Raw genomic sequence first — 19,185 nt, forward strand, 5'->3', positions numbered from 1 at the left:
CGTAAATTGTAAATAACGCCGCTAGTCAGACGAACAATGAATAAACGGAAGGGCATGACATACTGACTAACATATCTAGAAATCAGCGTCAGTTTACATCATGCCCTGTGTCCCCATTAAATTCTAGCAACCCTGTACTCTTACAATCTATCGCTATTTATTTCTCTGGCAAAATAGAATCCTTATCCGTTACTTCATCTTCTACTACATGTTGAGGTTTTGTTCCGACAGGCTCTTCTAAGAACCATGCTCCCATTCCAGAAACGGTTGGGACGTCTTGAATGGTATATAAAATAGCATTTTCACTATCCGACGAGTTGCAGTGTTCGTGTTCAAGCCATGCTGGAGAGAAAAACACGTCTCCTTTTTCCCATTCTATTTTCTCCCCGTCAATGACACTGTATCCTTTTCCCTCGAAGACGATAAACAGTGCCATATTACTGTGTTTGTGCGGGTTATTGTGCTCTCCCGGCTTCAACACTTGTACCAGAGCGTTTATATTAGGCGAAACACCGTAAGCATCGCCGGTGTCTTTATTGATAAGTGATACAGCCCCTCTACCATCACCCATGAAATCCGAGGATAAAGACAGATCTAATTGCTCCATGATGTCGTTCCCTTTCCAAATACAAGGACTGACAGACGGCTTTGTGCTCTTTTGAAGAAAATCTTTGTAACTAATAAAATCCGCTTTTGAATGACTCATTATCTTATCCCCCTTCAATTTGTACACTAATAGTTAATCATGTACACTATTAGTTTACTTGTTTATTATATTACATGGGATACGCTCGAAAATCAAGAATTGATTTATAATTTTAGAAATTTAATTTATCCAAGTGCTACCTAATGGTTTCATCTGTATAGACAGAGATTCAGTGTAAAATCCTGCTAGTAAGAGGAAGAAACAGCTACAAAAAAAGAATTCTGCCTGTTTCATTAACGGAAACAATTCTATAAATGGGATGCCAAGGCTTTCAGAGTAGCCGGAAAGGAACGGATACGGTAGTATGAGAAGAGGACAATATAAGAGGAAAGTGCATCGCAGATATTGTCTTACAAACGCAAGGCATTAATCAGTAATCATAAAAGTGGTGAGTAATCTTGGATCAGAGAGTTTTAAAAACAAAAGGGATTCAATCTCTAGAACGGGCTGTGTACATTTTAGAAGAGATTAAGAACAATCGTGCCCCGATCACACTAACAGAGCTTTCCCATAAAACGTCTATGTCGAAAAGCAGCTTGCAAAAATACCTTGTCAGTTTTTTAAAATTAGATATGTTGCATTATGACGAAGCAACAAGAACATACAGTCTGGGCTCGAAATTGATAGATCTCGGATTAAATGCGCTAAATAGAATTGATATTATCTCCATCATCGATCCATTTTTGTTAAAAATTAAAGAAGAATTAAACCAGTCATCCATTCTTGCTCTTTGGACAGAACAAGGTCCGATCATTGTGAAGTATCAAAGTAGCGGAAGATCCATAAACGTGGAAATAGAAATAGGTTATCGGCCGCCCTTACTTGTAAGTTCAGTCGGTAAATGTTTTGCTGCCTTTTTGCCGGACGAGGTAACGAAGAATTTAGTGGATATAGAAATTTCCTCTTACCAATTAGAGGAGGAAGCTATTGTGAAAGAGCTAACCGCGATAAGAGAAAAAGGGTTTGCTACGAGGGAAAGTCAATTTGGGGACTTGCCAGGGAATCAAACAATAGCATGCCCTGTTTTTGACCATACGGGAAAAGCCGTTGCTGTCATAGGTTTAATCGGCTTTACCCATGACTTCAACACGGCTTCCGACTCTACGGAGGTTGTAAAGTTAAAAGAAATCTCGAGAAATGTTTCAGAACTGTTGGCCCACCAAATATAGAAAAGCATAATGGCCGGGATGGATGATCATCTTCTAACTTTTTGAAAAAAACGCCCGCACTGACTTCTGTCCATGTACGGGCGTTTTCTGTGAATTCCTATACTTTTTCCGTATGATCCGTGTTCACTTTACTCATGTAGTCTTCAGCCGTCATGACGTGGGCCGTGGAGCCTCCGAGGACCGTGAGCATGACACGGTGAACTTCTTCAGCTGGTACTTTTCCAAACCCAATGTCCGCGTAATCATAGGTTCCCGTCGCGTCTGACAAAAAGGCCACTTTATACCCTCGATACATGGCATCCCGCGCCGCTGCAAAACAGCAATCTTCCGTTGTCAATCCAGCGATGACGAGATTCTTAACGCCTTTTGTTCTTAAAATGATATCAAGGTCTGTCCCAAAAAACGCACTGTAGCGGCGCTTCTTTATGACAGGCTCCCCGTCCCGCGGTGTCACTTCAGGGTAGATCTCGCTCCCTTTTTCCCCGTCGATTAAGCAGGCCCCTTCTAAAATAGGAGGGTAAATTTCCCCATACAGTCCTAAGTCCGATCCATCTTTTCGATGAACGTGAGCCGTGTAGATCACGGAAATGCCTTCTTCCCGGGAAAAGTCCAATACTTTTTTTAGTGTAGGAAGCATCTCCTGGCCCATCGGTGTCTCCAGTGGTGCCCCCTTCGCGACAAAATCATTTTGCATATCAACGACCAATAATGCCGTCTCCTTTGGATCCATACGATCGATTGTTAACCCCATGTTCTTCCTCCCTCTCGTTTTAAAAGACAATTTAATTTGCTCTTGGCAGTAGGTGTGTTCCCATCTTTAGTATAGCACCAAAAGACACGGTTGGAGTTACGTAACAAAATTAACCAACAGATTAGTTATAATTATCCCGAGCAAAAGGCCGTGATTTCTCCGAAGAACTTAGAAGCACAGTCCCAATACCAGTCCACACCTCTATAATGGGATTGGATTTTAGAAATAAAGCATACAAATTAAGGGATTACATTTAGGTTTGTACTTTACGAATAAATTGTAGTATCATAACATTTAATTAATAGCGGTGTATTGCTTCGGCATACACTTAAGGGGACTGGATGCGTCTGGTCTCCTTTTTAATTTGTCTAAAAACCTATAATTGAACTGCAATTTGGCTGTCCAAGATATCGATTGGTACATTCATGTGCGGTCATAAACCAAAAGCAGTAACCCCATCCTGCGTACGACTTGGAGAAAACACGCGCAGGGGATGAGGTTACTTCTTTGGTAATCCACTCCTTTTGATCTTGCTACGAGCTACAAGACAGCATCCGTGTTCCTGCACGGGTACTGTTCTTTATTCTATACCTTTATTATAACGAATTATTCTTGAGCTCCCCTTTAGAATTAATGACCTCGTCTTCATTTTTCCCTGTGGGCAGGGCATTATCCCAATGGGTTATTGACCTTAAATGCTTGTTTGTATGAATCTGGGTCAATAACAAGGTCGATTAATGACTTTGAATGTTCTAGCGAAGAGAGCTAGGGCACCATTCTCGCTTTCTGTTGACCTTGAATTACTTTCCGCCTGTAGGTAGGGCACTATGTCACTAAGTTATTGACCTGGAACTCCATTTCGAATCATTCTATGTCTTTAACCAAGCCGATTAATGACCTAGTATACTCTGGCCCAGCACGCTGGGGCACTATCGCCGTCTACACTAGCTCAGTGATGCTGCTCCCGCTTCCCCATCACAAGGCTAACTATCCCTTTATTTTTTATCAGCTCTTCCGCTGCACTGCGCAAGAGTCAGAAAAACATGATCATAATTGCTTTCTTTTGTTTTTTACCTTTTAACCTATCTCCTAGATACTCAATCAAAAGGTAAAAATCATGAAAACTATTCATTCTATTTCAATGACAGGATCGTTGATTGTGTCGTTCGAACATTTAGAATAAAATAGAAAGGAGAAAGCAAGGCTTCTAAAGAGAGGGTTGGACGGATGGTCTTCCTATTATTCCGCCAACGTCAGAAAAAGTGCAGCAAATGCTAGATTTTTCGGGATTGTCACCGGATGTTGTTATCGGTGGGATTCCGGAAAAGCAAAGATGTGAAGGAAACTAGTAATGTGATAATAGGCCCGTATCACAAAAACCCCAAGCAAAGTTTCCATCCATTACATGAATAAAAGATTCCCTTCTTCACGAGCAACCTCCCACCTATACTTGAAGCTGAACCACTTTATGGAGTTTTTCATCATAAGGTGGGGTGATCACTCCTTTTTCCGTAATTATTCCTGTAACTAGATGATGGGGAGTAATATCAAATGACGGATAAACAGCTTTTGTTCCTTCTGGAGCAATCCGTTTGTCTTGGATGGATGTCACTTCTGCTCCGTTACGATACTCTATTTCTATATCATCCCCAACTGATATTGTTGAATCTATCGTGTGGTTGGAAGTGGCTGTGTAAAAAGGAATATTATTTTCCTTTGCTGCGATTGCATGCATATAGGTTCCTACTTTGTTTGCAAGGTCACCATGGGAAGTGATTCGGTCCGATCCAACTACCACCTTCTGAATATCGCCTTTTCTCATAAAATACCCAGACATGTTATCGGTTATTAATGTAAAGGGAATACCAAACTTTTTTAACTCAAAAGCTGTTATTCGTGCACCTTGTAAGTAAGGACGTGTTTCACACACGTATACATGAATATCTTTACCTGATTCTTTCGCTTTCCGAAGAACGGACAGAGCTCGACCTCCGTATCCAGACCCTGCCAGTGCTCCTGAGTGACAATGGGTTAAAATGGTATCTCCATCATCGATTAGCTCTGCACCGTATTTACCAAGGTCAAATTCAAATGTTAATTGCCTATTCAGGACTTCAATTAGTTTTTCTTCTATTTGATCTACAATATTTGTATTAGTCTCCTCCACGATAAGTAGGATTTCATTAATTGTTTTCACTAAATTAACGGCTGTGGGTCGAGAACTTTTTAACTTTTTCGCTGCCGTTTGGATTGCCACCCGGTCTCCCCTTGATTGCACAGCAGCAAGATACATTCCGTAGGCTCCTGATATTCCAATAGCTCCTGACCCTCTTATCGTCATATTTTTAATTGCACTTACCAATTCATCTACATTTTTGATTGTTAATGTTTCAAGAGTTGTCGGGAGTTTTTTTTGATTAATTAGAAAAATACGATCTTTTTCTAGCCATACCGGGAGTAATAAATCTTCATAATGAAACCTTTCAATTAACTCCTGTAATTGATCCACGGCTTCTTAATCCTCCTTCTATGATGGAATGGTTTGCTTTCAAACTCGAAATGATAAATGCTTGCTTTGCTGTATCCTCCACTAAAGTGGCAATGTCGAATGCATTTTCAAGACTTTTCCCCGTTGCGCATATTCCATGTTCTTCCATGAGACATGCTTTTATGGATGGATGTTCACGAAAGAGTTGAGTCACACTTTTTGCTAATTGTTCTGATCCAGAAGGAGCGGATTCAGCCACTGGAACATACTCAAGTATTTTTTTGGCAGTGACGGTGGGGAGTGGAAGTTCCATTCCTAAGCTTCCATATCCGATAGCAAAGTTTGGGTGACAATGTACTATAGCATGAATATCGGGGCGCTCTTGATAAATTCCTAAATGAAAACGGTATTCTTTCGAAGGGTCACCTAGTCCCTCCATTTTCTTCCCACCCATGGACATAACAACACAGTCTTCTCTTGTCATTTCGCCCAAGCTAACTCCTGATCGTTTAATCAAGATAGTATTCTCTCCGGGTATTCGAACACTCAAGTTGCCTCCAGTAGCCTGTATCATCCCCCGGGCAAACACTTTCTGCGATACATAACTGAGTTCTTTTTTTAGTAACTCCTGCATAGACTACTCCTTCCTACATGACTTCACCATTTATTTTACTTCTCGTCTTGAGCAGGAACTTGAGAAGCTAGAGCTTCTTCTTTTTTCACTGGTAATAAAAAGTCAAAATCACATCCTTGGTCTGCTTGTAGGACATGATTACGATACATTAATGGATATCCTCTTTGATAATTTGTGAACTCTGGTTCTTTCCAATCCACTTTTCTATTTTCTAACTCTTCGTCGGACACCAATAATTCTAATTTACGATTTTCTACATCTAATTCAATCATATCACCATCCCTAATCAAACCGATAGGGCCTCCTACTGCTGCCTCCGGTGCTACGTGTAAGATAACTGTTCCGAATGCTGTACCGCTCATTCTACAATCAGATAATCTGACCATGTCCCGTACTCCCCGCTTTAGCAGCTTATCTGGGATTGGAATCATTCCGGCTTCGGGCATTCCTGGGGCACCAACAGGTCCTGCATTTTGCAAGACTAGTACGCTATCAGGGGTTACCTGAAGTTGTGGATCATTTATTCTTTCTTCTAAATCTTCTAAAGAGGTAAATACAACAGCTTGTCCTCTATGCTTAAGTAGTGAGGAAGATGCTGCTTTTGGTTTAATGATCGCTCCATCAGGTGCTAAGTTACCTTTTAAGACATTGATTCCCCCATCTTCGTGTAATGGAGCTGATATTGGATGAATGACCTCTCTAGCCTCTTGATGTATCTCAACTTGTTCAAGATTTTCAGCTAAAGTCTGGCCGGTAACAGTTAATTCTCCTACATGCAAAAGAGGTGAAAGTTCCTTTAGGACTGCTGGGATACCTCCAGCATGATAGAGATCCTGCATCTGGTAGTTCCCTGCCGGTCTCATGTTTGCTATGAATGGAGTTGAACTACTTAACTTATCAAAGTCATCTAAATGAAGCTTTATTCCCAACCTTCCCGCTATTGCAATTAAATGGATGACCGTGTTTGTCGAACCGCCTATCGCCATTAATGTTCTTATGGCGTTTTCAAAAGCATTTCTTGTCATAATATTGACCGGCCTAATATCACTTTCCACAAGTTGTACAATTTGCTTTCCAGTCTCTTGTGCTAAATGAACTCTATAGTTTTCCGTAGCTGGGGTTGCAGATCCTCCTGGCAGCATCATACCTAGAGCTTCTGTACATGCAGCTATGGTACTTGCGGAACCCATTACCATACAATGACCTGGAGTAGGAGCTAATTTTTCATTTATCACGTCTAACTCTTCTTCTTCCAGCGTTCCTGCTTTATACTCCTGCCAAAAATAACGACAATCTGAACAGGCGCCTAGGGTTTTTCCCTTGTAAATTCCATTATTCATTGGTCCCCCTGTAAATAATATCGCTGGCTTATTGGCGCTTGCCGCTCCCATTAACTGAGCGGGGGCCATCTTGTCACAACCGCCTATTAATACAACTCCATCTACAGGCTGAGCTGATATCATTTCCTCTGTATCCATCGCTACTAGATTCCTGTACAACATCGTTGTGGGACTAGTAAACATCTCTCCAACGGATATTGTCGGGAACTCAAGAGGAACACCTCCAGCCATAATTACTCCACGCTTGATCGCTTCCACCAACGGTTGTACATGGGCGTGGCATCTGTTCACTTCGCTGAAAGTGTTACATATTCCAATCACGGGCTTGCTAGATTCCTCATTCCCGTACCCTAAATGACGATTAAAAGCTCTTTGAATAAAATCGCTGAAGCCTGCATCACCATATGAAGTTTTTGTTCTAACCATAGGAATCCTCCTCTTCTTCGAAAAACATTAAATTTCCTTGCTCTGAAAATTCCAATTCCATTGGCTCTGATAGAAGTTCTACTTTATCTGATAAGTGCTTTCCTAAATTACTTGAAATATATAATGTTTCCAAATGAAGAGTATTTTCTATAACAGCGATACGCAACTCTTCAGGATTGTCGACCGCTAAACTTTTCAAAGCTGCTTGAATTGCTTGTTGGTCATTATCAAAAACCATGGGGATCATCGCACGTTGAACATAAGTGCTCGTTATACAATTCCAGTATGTTTTCTCCCGGTCCAATTTCCCTATTAATTTTTCAGTGGTGAAGTCCGCAAGTCCTATTCCTGTTGCATTCCCATGAGATGACTCATGAAGGTCTGTCACGATAATTCTCTTATATTCAGGTGACTTAGGCTCAGGCACACCTTGAATTTTGGACCTGCCAATGACATTGGTATCCATTCCGGTTCCGCTGTAATTTTTCCCCATTTTTTTAACTACGAGCAAATCTAAATTTTCAATTGGAACGCGAGGAAAATATTCTTTGGCCTTTACTAACAATTCTCTCTCTGCCTCTAAAATATCATCTGGTTTAATCACTTCCAGATAAGCGGTTTCCTCATAGCTATTTTCTACAATTCCTACTCCTGCTATTATTTTACCTGTTTCAATGAATGCGGCTCCTACTTCCTGAATCGTTTCGGACATGTAGGCCGGACCTTGACGGTGTAATTGATTGGCACCTTTCGATTTGCCAAGACCAACTGTCATCATTTTTAACAAGCCACTTTCATTCAATCCACGGAAAGCAGTGTGTAATTTAATTCGGTTGAGAACAATAATTCCATCTGATTCCCATGCATACTTATCACAGTACACAGTGTAACCATTCTTAGTTTCAGCAACTTCTATTACCTCATCAGATGTATAAATTGGGCAGCCAATCTCTTCCTCTGTAAAGCCAAGACTCTGGAGTACCTCCCTCTGTCCTTCGCTTGTTCCTCCTCCATGACTACCCATCGCTCCGATAATAAAAGGAGCAGCTCCAATTCTTTTTAAATAATCCACGAGAGTTTTAACGATTAATACACGATTCGATATTCCTCGGCTTCCAACCGTAATTGCGATGGAAGCCGAGTTTTTAATAGAAGGCAAATGTTTCTTCAATTTCTCTATAAGATGTGTATCAATGTTTTCTATTTTTTCGTTTTTAAAATTCTGTCTAATTTTTAATACTTTCGGAAATTTAATAGCTTGTTCCTCACTTTCTTACTCGGACAAAGAGAGAGAAACATATTTCATCTCCAAAAACTCTTTAAGTCCTTCATGACTGCCTTCTTTCCCCATTCCCGATTCTTTTATACCTCCAAATGGTGCTTCTGCGGTACCAGGAAACACATCATTGATGCCAACAATTCCGTACTCTAGCTTTTCCATCGTAGAGATAGCCCTTTCTATGTTTGTTGTGAATAAAAAAGCCGCAAGTCCGTAATTAGTATTATTCGCCTCCTTCACCACCTCTTTGTCATCAGTGAATGAGACTATTGGAACAACAGGGCCAAATGTTTCTTCGGACATGATGGACATCGAATGAGACACGTTTGCTAAAATAGTGGGCTTGTAAAAATATCCTCCTGGTCCTTCCCATGTTTCACCGCCAGTTCTCAAGTCTGCCCCTTTTTCAATCGCATCTCCTACTTGGGTCTTAACTTTTCTAAGTGCCTCCTCATTGATTAAAGGACCAATCTCAGTCCCTTCCTCTGTACCGTTACCAATTTTCATCTGCTTTACTTTGTTTTCAAGTTTTTCTAAAAACAATTCTTCAATATTGGAATGGACAAAGATCCTATTGGTACAAATGCAAGTCTGCCCAGCATTACGATATTTGCTTGCAATGGCTTGATCAACAGCAAGATCAATATTTGCGTCCTCAAAAACAATGAGAGGGGCATGCCCGCCTAGTTCAAGAGAAAGTTTTTTCACCGTATTGGCACTTTCTTTCATTAAATGCTTACCTACTTTTGTGGATCCAGTAAAAGTGACATGACGAACAATGTTATTATCCATCATTTCCTTCCCGATTGACTGGGGATCACCAGTCACTATATTCAAAACTCCTTCTGGAAGTCCCACTTCATTAAAGATTTTGACAATTTCAATGGCACTCAGAGGTGTTTGTTCTGCCGGCTTTAATACAACTGTACATCCAGCTGCTAAAGCGGGTGCTACTTTCCGTGTCACCATGGCTGAAGGGAAATTCCAAGGTGTTATTGCTCCTACAACTCCAACAGGTTGCGGGACTACCATCAGACGTTTATTCTTCTTCGAAGCCGGGATTACTTCTCCATAAGAACGATTCGCCTCTTCAGCAAACCATAGAAGAAAGCTTGCAGCAAAATCAATTTCTCCACGTGACTCGCTTAGTGGCTTTCCTTGTTCTTGTGTTAAGATTGATGCTAATTCTTCTTTTCTATCCAGCATAAGTTGATAAGCCTTATACAAATAAGAGGATCTTTCTCTTGCTGTGTATTGTGACCATGTTGTAAAAGCTTTATCAGCTGCTTCAATAGCCAATTTCATATCCCTGCCAGAGCCGTATGGTACTTCAGCAATTTTTTCGTTTGTTGCTGGATTTACAATGTCAAACGTTTTATTATTCTCTGTGCTCGTCCATTTTCCATTTATATAAATTCCTTTAGCTGTCTCCGTAATCATCCAATGTCTCTCCTTTTATTTGCTAGTTACTTCACTTCCTAAAGATGGGAACCAATACTTTTTCTGATTTCGTTTCTTTCGTTCTTCCCATTCATCAAGAATTTGTACCGCTAAGTTTGACACTTGAATACTTTTTTCAACTCCGCCATAAACGAATTCGTCTCTTATTCGGTTTGCAACCACTGTACATACAGAGCCAGCACGTAAACCATATATACCAGCGAGAGTGAAAATAGTGGAGGCTTCCATTTCAAAATTTAAAACCCCGGCTTTATTTAAATCATTAACTTTATCTTTGAAGAATGACTGTTCATAACCGTTAAGACCTGGACGTCCCTGACCACAGTACCAAGAAGCTGTAGAACAAGAAACACCTACATGATAGTTGTAACCAAGTTGTTCGGCTGCTTCCACTAAGGCTGTGGTTACTTCATAATGTGCGCTAGCCGGATATCTATCATCAATATAGAACTGACTTGTTCCGTCATGACGAACTGCACCGGAAGAAATAATGATATCCCCTGGTGATATATGCTCTTGGATTGCTGCCGTTGTACCAACCCTTATAAAGGTGTCTGCTCCCAATGTTGCTAACTCCTCAAACGCACTGGCCGTTGAACCCCCACCAGCTCCAGTTGAGCAAGCAGATATATCTGTATTTCCAACCTTTCCGCTAAAAGTCCTGTGCTCCCGGTAATTAGCTATTTTCCTGGACTGATCCCATTCTTCAGCAATCATATCGACACGGTCGGGGTCTCCAGGAAGTAAAGTATATTTATTGATATCTCCCTCTTTACACCTAATATGGTACTGTAGTCCTTCTTCCATTACTGGTTTTGTCGCTTCAGATTTCCAATTGTTCATTCATCTTCACCTCATTATTTTTAATTGATAGTTCACCTTGTTCAGTAAAACTAATTAATGGAGAAATTGTCGAAATGTTTTTCCTAGTCCCTAATTCAATATCCTCCTGGCAGTTTATCTTTCTCATGGTTTCACCGCTATCTGATTCTTCAAAGGCTTCAATAGCTGTAGAATGGTTTCCCGCTATCTTTCTACAAATTTTCGCGGAATCTTTAAAAGTCACTTTTCTGTTTTTGTTTATAGTGATTTGCTTTCCATATTCCACTAGTACTCCGGCTGTATAGACATCATCTAGAGCTGTAATATTTCCTTTTTCTCGACCAGCACAAACAATAGTCACTCCGTAGCCATTCTCCTCAGCAATCGCCACAGCTTTTTCCATTACTGTCTTTGCATTCCGCAGAGAACCCACTAAAATATTCTCAATACCTTTATTCCATAATGTGATTGCTGCGTGTGTCCCATTCGTTGTACGTAATATAACATTCTTATCTCTTACATCCACTCGCTCTAAGGAATGAAGGGACGGGCCAAAATGCGCGGATTCAGCAATGTTTCCACTTTTATCTTCCGCACAATATAGTGTTTCTACGTTTGATACATGATTATTGATCTCTGGATAAATTTCGTCTGTTAATATAATCTCATTACAGCCCTTATCCAGCATCGTGATCATCGCGGTAGTGGCCCTTAAAGCGTCAACAAGTACGCAGACTTGTGAAATATTATTATTCTTTATATCGTTTGGTGTAAAAGCAACCTCAAAGGTGATTGAATCCATATTTGATATCCTCCTTTATAGTAGTCTATTAAAAATTAAATAAATGGTAGGGCCACACCATGCAATGCCAAATAAAATACCTTTTGCTGAAAATGATATCTTACGGATATAGGTTCTATCAGGAAATGCTCCGTATCCCTTCGCCTCCATGGTGTTAGCAGTAACTCTTACTCTACGGACGGCTCCCATTAGTAGTGGCATTGTAAAACGCTTTAAATTCTCCATTTTATTTCTTAGTCCTTTTTGCTTACCAACCCCTCTTATTTTTTGCGCAGATTCAATTACCTTTGCTTCCTGTTCAAGTGTAGGTACAAACCTTAAAGCAATAAATAATGAATACGCATATTTGTACGGAATTTTCAGTTTTTGGGTCAATGAAATAACGACGTCTCTAGGATCACTGGTGGCGACGAAAATTAATGATGTGGTGAAGATAGTCACCAGCCTTCCTGTTATTGCTAAAGCAAAGTCCAATGACTCTTGATAAATATTTAAAAATCCGACATTGAATAATAATGTTTCTCCAGGCACTAAAATGACTTGTAAAACAAAGAACCCTACTCCAAATAACAGCATTATCCATATTCCTCGTATTAGGAACAAAAAGCTGAGCCTTGCAAAAATGATAGCAGTGAGAAAAACTGCCAAGAATATCATTAATTGAGGAATAGCAGATTCATACAGAAAAACTAAGATAGAAACACAGGCCATCCAAACCAGTTTCGTCACCGGATCAACAGAATGTAGAAATGATTTATTTTCTTGGTATTGAAAAGCTATACTCATAAGATTTGCTTCACCCTTTCCTCTGACTGCAGAAATTGATCTATAGTAATTACTGCTTTATCATAAGAAGGGAATAAAGATTTAGACAATTTAGAAATTGGAGGCTCGATTAAAGACGCTTTTTTCAATACATCCTCCTCCATAAACAAACTTTCTACAGAACCGTCATAAATTAGCTCTCCTTGATGCATTACTATCGCATCGTCTGCCCATTTACAAACTAATCTGATGTCATGCGTAATCATGATGATCGTTTTTCCTTGTTCTTGTAAGTCTTTACAGAGCTGGAGAAGATGAGTAGCACTTTTATAATCTTGGCCCGTTGTGGGCTCATCAAGTATAACAATATCTTGACCAAGTATTAAGGAAGCCATAACGCTTAGGCGACGCTTTTCACCCCCGCTTAAAACAAAAGGGTTTCTATCTTTTTGGTCATATAACTGGATCTGCTTAAGAGCATCTATCCCTTTATCTACGATTTCTTGTGGCAATTCTTCATCTCTATCTATATTTTCTTTGACACGCAAACCGTATATCACTTCTTCGAAAACAGTGTCAGCTACAAATTGATGTTCTGGATTTTGGAAGACATAAGCGATCTCATCGGACATTGCTAATAAGTCTCGTTTGGCTATATCTTTATTGTTTACTAACACCTTTCCCTTCGGAGGTGGAATGATGCCCATCAAGTGTTTTACTAAAGTAGTCTTCCCTGATCCATTCGTTCCCAGAATAGTGACGAAACTTCCTTTTTCTACCTCAAAATTTACATTTTTAAGAGCAACAGTGCCATTGGGGTACTTATAGTGAAGTCCTTTTACTGAAATCGCTGATGTATCACCTGATTTTTTTTGTTTTTTCATAGTTGATGGAATGAATTTATTAAGCGACCATTTTCCACTTAGTTCTTCAGCGGCTTCTTCTACAGAAATAGGGAATTTATTAAAATGAAGGCCTTTTTGTTTTAATTCCAGGGCTAGCTCAGATACTTCGGGAACCCAAACCCCCATTTCTGATAGTACATCCATTGAATTCTCTAACACCTCTTGAGGGGTGCCTTGCTCTACAATCCTACCGTCGTCCATAACGAGAACCCTATCTACCAAATGCATAATGTCATCAATTTTACTTTCTACCATTATAACGGTGTGCCCATACTCCTTATGGAGAACCTGCATAAGCATGAATATATCTTTGGTAGCCTGAGGATCCAAATTGGCAGTAGCATTGTCGAGTATAAGAGTGCTTGGCTGCATGGACAAAACAGAGGCGATACCAACTTTTTGTTTCTGTCCTCCAGAAAGCTCATGAACCTTGCGATTTTCAAATCCTTCCATACCTACTAGCTTCAAACAATGGCTAATTCTTTGTCTAATCTCGTCGGGGTCCACCCTTAAATTTTCAGGAGCAAATGCAACCTCGTCTTCCACATAAATATTGCATAATTGAGCGTCTGGATCTTGGAAGACTAGGCCAATTTTCGTCGATAAATCTTTCAAATCTAAGTGTAAAACGTCCTTATTATTAACTTGTATATCTCCAGCCATCTCCCCTTCCATCACGTTTGGGACAATTCCATTAAATGTTTGACAGAGTGTAGTTTTACCACAACCGCTTGGCCCTACAATTAGTACAAACTCACCTTCGTAAATTTCCAGAGAGAGGTTCTTCAGCACAGAGCTATCCTCGTCTTCATAGGTGAAAGTTACATCTTTCAACTGAATGATTGGATTCATGCCTTTCCTCCTCTTGTTCCTTGTTTGTGAATACTAAAACCTTTCAAAATACCAGCTTTGGCTAAAATATCCCCTATTATTTTGCTTAGCCAACCGGTCAGTACTACTCCACTGATACAGCGAACTACAAATGCTGATAGTAAAATAGCGATCCCCCATTTGTAGTATCCAAACCAAAATGCTGAAATAATGAACCATGCTGGCACGGCCATCATACCTGCTACTGCAGTACTCAACCAATCCCATCGTTTATATCGAAACAGCGCATAACCGAGTTCTACTCCGAGGCCATCCGTAATCCCTGCAACCATGGTAATCAAACCATTTGGATTACCAGTAATAACTTGTACCACACCAGTTAACGTTAGTGTAAAAAATGCTACACCTGGTTTTCTAATGATATAAGCAGCGAGAACACCGGAAATGCTATAGAAACCAATTGTTATTGACGTTAGTATAGGGCCACCTAAAGCTGTAAGTAACTGGTTTAGCATAGCCATGTAGAGTAAAGCAACCCCATTAACAATGGCTAAAATAGCGATCAACACAATATCTGTCGTGGTTAATCCTTTCTTCTTCACTTTCCGGTTGTTAGAAACCGGTTTTACTGTTTCTACCTCACTCATACTGTTACCTCCTTTAGCTCCAAGAAATGATGGGATATTCCATGAGAGTTACAACTATCCTTTTCTTCTAATAACATTAAACTCAAACTTATCACTTAAGTAGTAACTATCAGAGTATAATACCGGGATGCCTTTATCTGAGTAATGTGTTTGTTGAAGAAGCAATAGAGCACTTTTCTCTTTTAATTCGAGCTTTTTCATCACTTTTTCATCGCTGATGACGGCCTTTATCGAACAGATCGAAAATGAAAATTCCATTTCAAATTTACCTAAAAACTCTGTCAACGATTCATAATATTTTTCACGGTATTCGTTTTCCATTTCATCGATGTAAGGTATATAGTCCTCAACATAGACAACGGGTTGAGTATCTGCAGTTCTCACTCGCTCAATATAGAAGACATTACTGTGCTCCTCTAAAGACAATTTTGACTTTACGTTCGAAGGCGCTTTCATAACTTTCGTATCGACATTTTGGGTCCCAGGAAAATAATCTTGAGATTTGATAATATTTGTCGAGCTTTCTAGAGTTGTTATGTTTGTTTTCAAACTGTCTTTTGAACCAATAACGAATGTCCCGACACCGTGTTTACAATATAACACCCCCTCTTGTTCAAGTGTTCTAATTGCTTCACGAATAGTATTTCTACTCACCCCCAACTGATTTGATAATTTTTGTTCGGATGGTATTTTCTCCATTGGGTTTAATTCTTTGTTGATCAAGTCAAGAATTTCATCTCGTGCCTGAAGATACAGGCTCCTGTTTGCTAATTTAATGGCACCTCACCTCTCTCTGACATTGAACGTCAGTCGTCCTACAACTTGTTTCTAAAATTAGAATAACATGGGTACTTTTAAATAACAACAGATTTTTAAAAATTATTAAAATATTTTATCTAATGCATTAATTTGAGTAACTATAATACATAGATTTATAATATGGAAGCTGTTTTTCTGCAAAGGAAAGATTACTTGTACACTTTGCAAAAAGTTCTCCTCTCTGTTTTTTCACTTTCCAAATGATTTCTTCTTCATCGATTGATAGTATTTTTCTGTTTTTTACGGTCCACTCCCCACCAATCATGACTGAATCAACAGATTGACCATTTTCGTTAAATACCAATTGGGAAATAACATCATTCTCTGGTGTCCAAGTAGCATTAGTTGTATCGAGAAGAACAAGATCAGCCAATTGCCCCTGACGTACCTGACCCAAATGCTCTTGTTTGCCCATTGCACAAGCCCCATATTGAGTAGCCATTTTAAAAACATCTGAGGCATGCAACCATTTGCCGAAATCTAATTCCCCTATTCTGTCTAGCATAATTGTGCTCCTCATTATTTCGAACAAATTATGCTGAGTTCCACAATTAGATGCATCTGTTCCTAGAGCTACCGATATTCCTTTTCTAAGATATTTTCCAATCGGTGCCCTGCCACTTCCTAGTATCATATTACTGTGAGGATTGTGTACAATTGTTACATTTGCCTCGTTTAATAATTCCAGCTCCCTCTCTTGAAGCCATACCGCGTGTGCCACCGTTAATTGAGAATTAACTAACCCATGCCTTCCTAAATAGTCCACGCTGCCTGATAATTTTTTTTCACTTATCTCTTGTTGTATTTTAGTCTCTAGCAAATGAGTGTGAATGTGTAAACCATATTCATTACTCAATTTCTCACACATAGCTAACATCTCCGTACTGCATCTTTGAGGAGCATTTGGAGCTGCCATAATGGTAATCTTTTGATTTTTATCCTGCCAATTTCGTAGTAATTCTTGGTAAAACAACTCTATTTCCCTATGAGAAGGTGCTCTACTTTGGTTCAACTGTTCTAATATATCTTGTGGCAATTCTACAGGTAAAAATTGATGATCAGGTATGTCGTGCATCATCGGTGCGAATGAGACACGCATACCCGATGCTTCGTAGGCCTGTAAAGCAGCCTCGGAATAAGAAATATGAGGGAAATGATCAAGACAACTAGTTATCCCATTTTTCATCATTTCAATCGCACCTAGTTGAACTGATAATTTTATGTCTTCCTCGGCTAATGCGTGACCATATGCCACAGTGTATAATGTCCACGGTTCCAGTGGAAAATAATTTTCAGTCCCCTTAAACAGGTTCGAGTAAGAATGATAATGAGCGTTGATTAACCCAGGGATCACTAACATGTTATCACCGCGTATGACCTCTCTTGCATTGTTATATGGATATTCTGCCTGCCACGTCCCTGGGATAATTTCTTCAATCCTACTATTTTCTACATAAATGCTCCCCTCCTCTATTTCCATCTCATCATTAACCATTTTCACATTTTGAATGAAGATGGACATCTACGCCCTCCTCTCCTTATATCCCTGACTTGTATTCTAGCTGTCATTTTAATATTTTTGTTATACGTCAGTCGTCCTACAACTAATTTTCAGATTAACATTTCAGATTATTTACGTCAAGAATATTCTAAATATTGTGCTGTTTGCTTACATTCTACATTTCTTTTGTAAGGTGGGCTTAACATAAGTTAGTAACTAATGAGCGGGTGAGAAAAATTTTGGATGTAACTTAACCGGCTGCAGTGATCAGTTCGCAAGTAGTACCTCGCCATTCTTACCAACATATTAATCTATCACTGACCATTTCTAATAATCGTTTATCATGACTGATTGCGAGCATTCCAATCTGGTGTTTTTTCATAAGATGAAGAACGGCATGCCATATGTTTGCCTGAGAAACAGCATCCAGCATAGCAGTCATTTCATCGGCTATTAAGTATTGACTTGTAGAGATCAAAGCCCTGGCTAGTTGGAATCGTTGTAATTCACCGCCGGAAAGTTCACTCGGCCATCTGTTCAGCCACTCTTCCTTTATTTCTAAAACAGATAGAATTTCCGAGGATGGTTCTCCAGCCTCTTTTAATACTTCTTTCATACGCCATCGAGGGTTCATAGATTTTTCCGGGTGTTGCCAAATTAATTGAACAGGATTGGGATGTTTTTCTCTATTGGTACCCTGAATACGTTGATCTATTATGACCTCACCTTCTCTTGGCTTTAAATAACCAGCTGCTATTTTGGCTAGTGTTGTTTTTCCGGACCCACTGGGACCAAAAAGTCCTATTACTTCTCCTGGCCGTATAACTAAATTGACATTTTTTAATAACCAGAACTCTTCATACCGATAACTAACATTTTTGATTTCAAGCATGAAAACATCTCACTTGTCCTTCATCATATATTTTATTTGACGGTGTTACCTCATAACACTGATCATCCGCCCAAGAACACCTCGAGGCAAACGAACAGCCTTTTTTCACTTGGCCTAGCAACGGCTGTTCCCCTTGGAGCGGATGAAAACCATTTTGCGGAAGAGCCTGCCACAAAGCTTTCGTATAGGGGTGGCGAAGCTTCTCTCCATTGCCCTCAAAGTGAGAGCTGGGTGCTACCTCCACTGTTGTACCGGCATATAAGACAACAACTTTATGAGCAATGGTGAGGGCCGCCTTAATATCATGAGTAATAAACATCACTCCTTTGCCTTTTTTCGCAAATTGCTTAAGCAGTGACAATACTTCCGACGCAACATAGTCATCTACTCCCAGAGTTGATTCATCAGCAATGATGAGTTCAGGGTCTCTGGCTATGGAGGAGGCTATCAATACTCGTTTCGCCATTCCCCCAGACAATTGAAAAGGGTACTGTTTTTCTGAAGCTCTAGGTAATTTTACTCTCTCAAACAATTTTCTTTGACTCTTTTTGCTGATTTTACTATGAGCAGCCACTCTCACTTGTTTTCCTGCTTTCATTCGTGGGTCCAGAGATTGTATGGATTGAGGAATAAGGGTGATTTTTTTCCCTCGAAGTTTTTTTTGTTCACGACCGGTTAGGGGTTCCCCATAGTAGAATATCTTGCCGGACAGATAAGCATTACTAGGGAGGAGTCCAAGAATAGCGTTTGCGAGCAAGCTTTTGCCTGAACCGCTGGCACCGACCACAGCTACTACCTCCCCTTTGCTGATGGCTATATTTACATGATTTAACGTATCTTGCCATTCTTCATGTAATCCTCGTTTTATTTTTTTAAAAGAGAGAGAAAGATCGAGAACCTCTAGCAATGGCTTCTCCTTTTTTACTCCAGTCACCTTACTTCTCTCC

17 protein-coding genes are annotated in these 19,185 nt (G+C 39.8%); 1 reads left to right on the forward strand and 16 read right to left on the reverse strand.

The genetic code is table 11. From position 1 onward, the window contains the following. Window positions 1–157 precede the first annotated feature (157 nt). Window positions 158–706 carry a cupin domain-containing protein gene (locus tag BM095_RS05215; RefSeq protein ID WP_091658485.1) on the reverse strand — a complete coding sequence of 183 codons (549 nt, stop codon included), beginning with the start codon at window positions 704–706 and terminating at the stop codon, window positions 158–160. A gap of 398 nt (window positions 707–1,104) precedes the next feature. Here BM095_RS05215 and BM095_RS05220 point away from each other — a divergent pair, with 398 nt between their 5' ends. Next, window positions 1,105–1,875 (forward strand): IclR family transcriptional regulator, encoded by a 771-nt coding sequence (locus BM095_RS05220; protein WP_091658491.1) that lies wholly within the window; start codon window positions 1,105–1,107, stop codon window positions 1,873–1,875. A 97-nt stretch (window positions 1,876–1,972) separates the two neighbouring features. Here BM095_RS05220 and BM095_RS05225 read toward each other — a convergent pair whose 3' ends face one another. The 15 genes from BM095_RS05225 to BM095_RS05295 all read right to left on the reverse strand — a co-directional run bounded on the left by BM095_RS05225 (window position 1,973) and on the right by BM095_RS05295 (window position 19,172). Further along, complete coding sequence (locus BM095_RS05225) at window positions 1,973–2,626, reverse strand: cysteine hydrolase family protein (RefSeq protein ID WP_091658493.1); 654 nt, start codon at window positions 2,624–2,626, stop codon at window positions 1,973–1,975. Between the two features lie 1,444 nt (window positions 2,627–4,070). Next, complete coding sequence (gene mtnA / locus BM095_RS05230; protein ID WP_091658497.1) at window positions 4,071–5,135, reverse strand: S-methyl-5-thioribose-1-phosphate isomerase; 1,065 nt, start codon at window positions 5,133–5,135, stop codon at window positions 4,071–4,073. After that, window positions 5,110–5,748, reverse strand: coding sequence for a class II aldolase/adducin family protein (locus BM095_RS05235; RefSeq protein ID WP_091658500.1), 639 nt, complete (start codon window positions 5,746–5,748; stop codon window positions 5,110–5,112). Before BM095_RS05235 ends, mtnA begins: the two co-directional genes overlap by 26 nt. 35 nt (window positions 5,749–5,783) lie before the next feature. Continuing rightward, window positions 5,784–7,514 (reverse strand): IlvD/Edd family dehydratase, encoded by a 1,731-nt coding sequence (locus tag BM095_RS05240; RefSeq protein ID WP_091658502.1) that lies wholly within the window; start codon window positions 7,512–7,514, stop codon window positions 5,784–5,786. Continuing rightward, complete coding sequence (locus BM095_RS05245) at window positions 7,507–8,769, reverse strand: nickel pincer cofactor-dependent isomerase, group 22 (protein WP_091658505.1); 1,263 nt, start codon at window positions 8,767–8,769, stop codon at window positions 7,507–7,509. Before BM095_RS05245 ends, BM095_RS05240 begins: the two co-directional genes overlap by 8 nt. Window positions 8,770–8,787: 18 nt before the next feature. Further along, window positions 8,788–10,233 (reverse strand): NAD-dependent succinate-semialdehyde dehydrogenase, encoded by a 1,446-nt coding sequence (locus BM095_RS05250; RefSeq protein ID WP_091658507.1) that lies wholly within the window; start codon window positions 10,231–10,233, stop codon window positions 8,788–8,790. Window positions 10,234–10,248: 15 nt separating this feature from the next. Then, window positions 10,249–11,097, reverse strand: a complete 849-nt coding sequence (locus tag BM095_RS05255) for a nucleoside phosphorylase (protein WP_091658510.1) — start codon at window positions 11,095–11,097, stop codon at window positions 10,249–10,251. Next, window positions 11,078–11,878 carry a 2-phosphosulfolactate phosphatase gene (locus BM095_RS05260; protein ID WP_091658512.1) on the reverse strand — a complete coding sequence of 267 codons (801 nt, stop codon included), beginning with the start codon at window positions 11,876–11,878 and terminating at the stop codon, window positions 11,078–11,080. The genes BM095_RS05255 and BM095_RS05260 overlap by 20 nt, the downstream gene beginning before the upstream one ends. A gap of 15 nt (window positions 11,879–11,893) precedes the next feature. After that, the gene (locus BM095_RS05265) at window positions 11,894–12,664 is read right to left on the reverse strand and encodes an energy-coupling factor transporter transmembrane component T family protein (RefSeq protein ID WP_091658514.1); all 771 of its coding nucleotides are present in this window, start codon (window positions 12,662–12,664) and stop codon (window positions 11,894–11,896) included. Continuing rightward, window positions 12,661–14,400, reverse strand: coding sequence for an ABC transporter ATP-binding protein (locus tag BM095_RS05270; protein WP_091658517.1), 1,740 nt, complete (start codon window positions 14,398–14,400; stop codon window positions 12,661–12,663). The genes BM095_RS05265 and BM095_RS05270 overlap by 4 nt, the downstream gene beginning before the upstream one ends. After that, the gene (locus BM095_RS05275; RefSeq protein WP_091658519.1) at window positions 14,397–15,026 is read right to left on the reverse strand and encodes an ECF transporter S component; all 630 of its coding nucleotides are present in this window, start codon (window positions 15,024–15,026) and stop codon (window positions 14,397–14,399) included. The genes BM095_RS05270 and BM095_RS05275 overlap by 4 nt, the downstream gene beginning before the upstream one ends. 54 nt (window positions 15,027–15,080) lie before the next feature. Further along, a complete protein-coding gene (locus BM095_RS05280; protein WP_091658522.1) occupies window positions 15,081–15,803 on the reverse strand; it encodes a GntR family transcriptional regulator in 723 nt (240 codons plus the stop codon). A gap of 127 nt (window positions 15,804–15,930) precedes the next feature. Continuing rightward, window positions 15,931–17,367, reverse strand: coding sequence for an amidohydrolase family protein (locus BM095_RS05285; RefSeq protein WP_091658525.1), 1,437 nt, complete (start codon window positions 17,365–17,367; stop codon window positions 15,931–15,933). Between the two features lie 274 nt (window positions 17,368–17,641). Further along, window positions 17,642–18,238 (reverse strand): ABC transporter ATP-binding protein, encoded by a 597-nt coding sequence (locus BM095_RS05290; protein WP_091658527.1) that lies wholly within the window; start codon window positions 18,236–18,238, stop codon window positions 17,642–17,644. After that, window positions 18,231–19,172, reverse strand: a complete 942-nt coding sequence (locus tag BM095_RS05295; protein ID WP_218151609.1) for an ABC transporter ATP-binding protein — start codon at window positions 19,170–19,172, stop codon at window positions 18,231–18,233. Before BM095_RS05295 ends, BM095_RS05290 begins: the two co-directional genes overlap by 8 nt. Between the last annotated feature and the right edge of the window lie 13 nt (window positions 19,173–19,185).

This window comes from Alteribacillus iranensis (assembly GCF_900113025.1).
In the GTDB taxonomy this organism is placed as follows: domain Bacteria; phylum Bacillota; class Bacilli; order Bacillales; family Marinococcaceae; genus Alteribacillus_A; species Alteribacillus_A iranensis.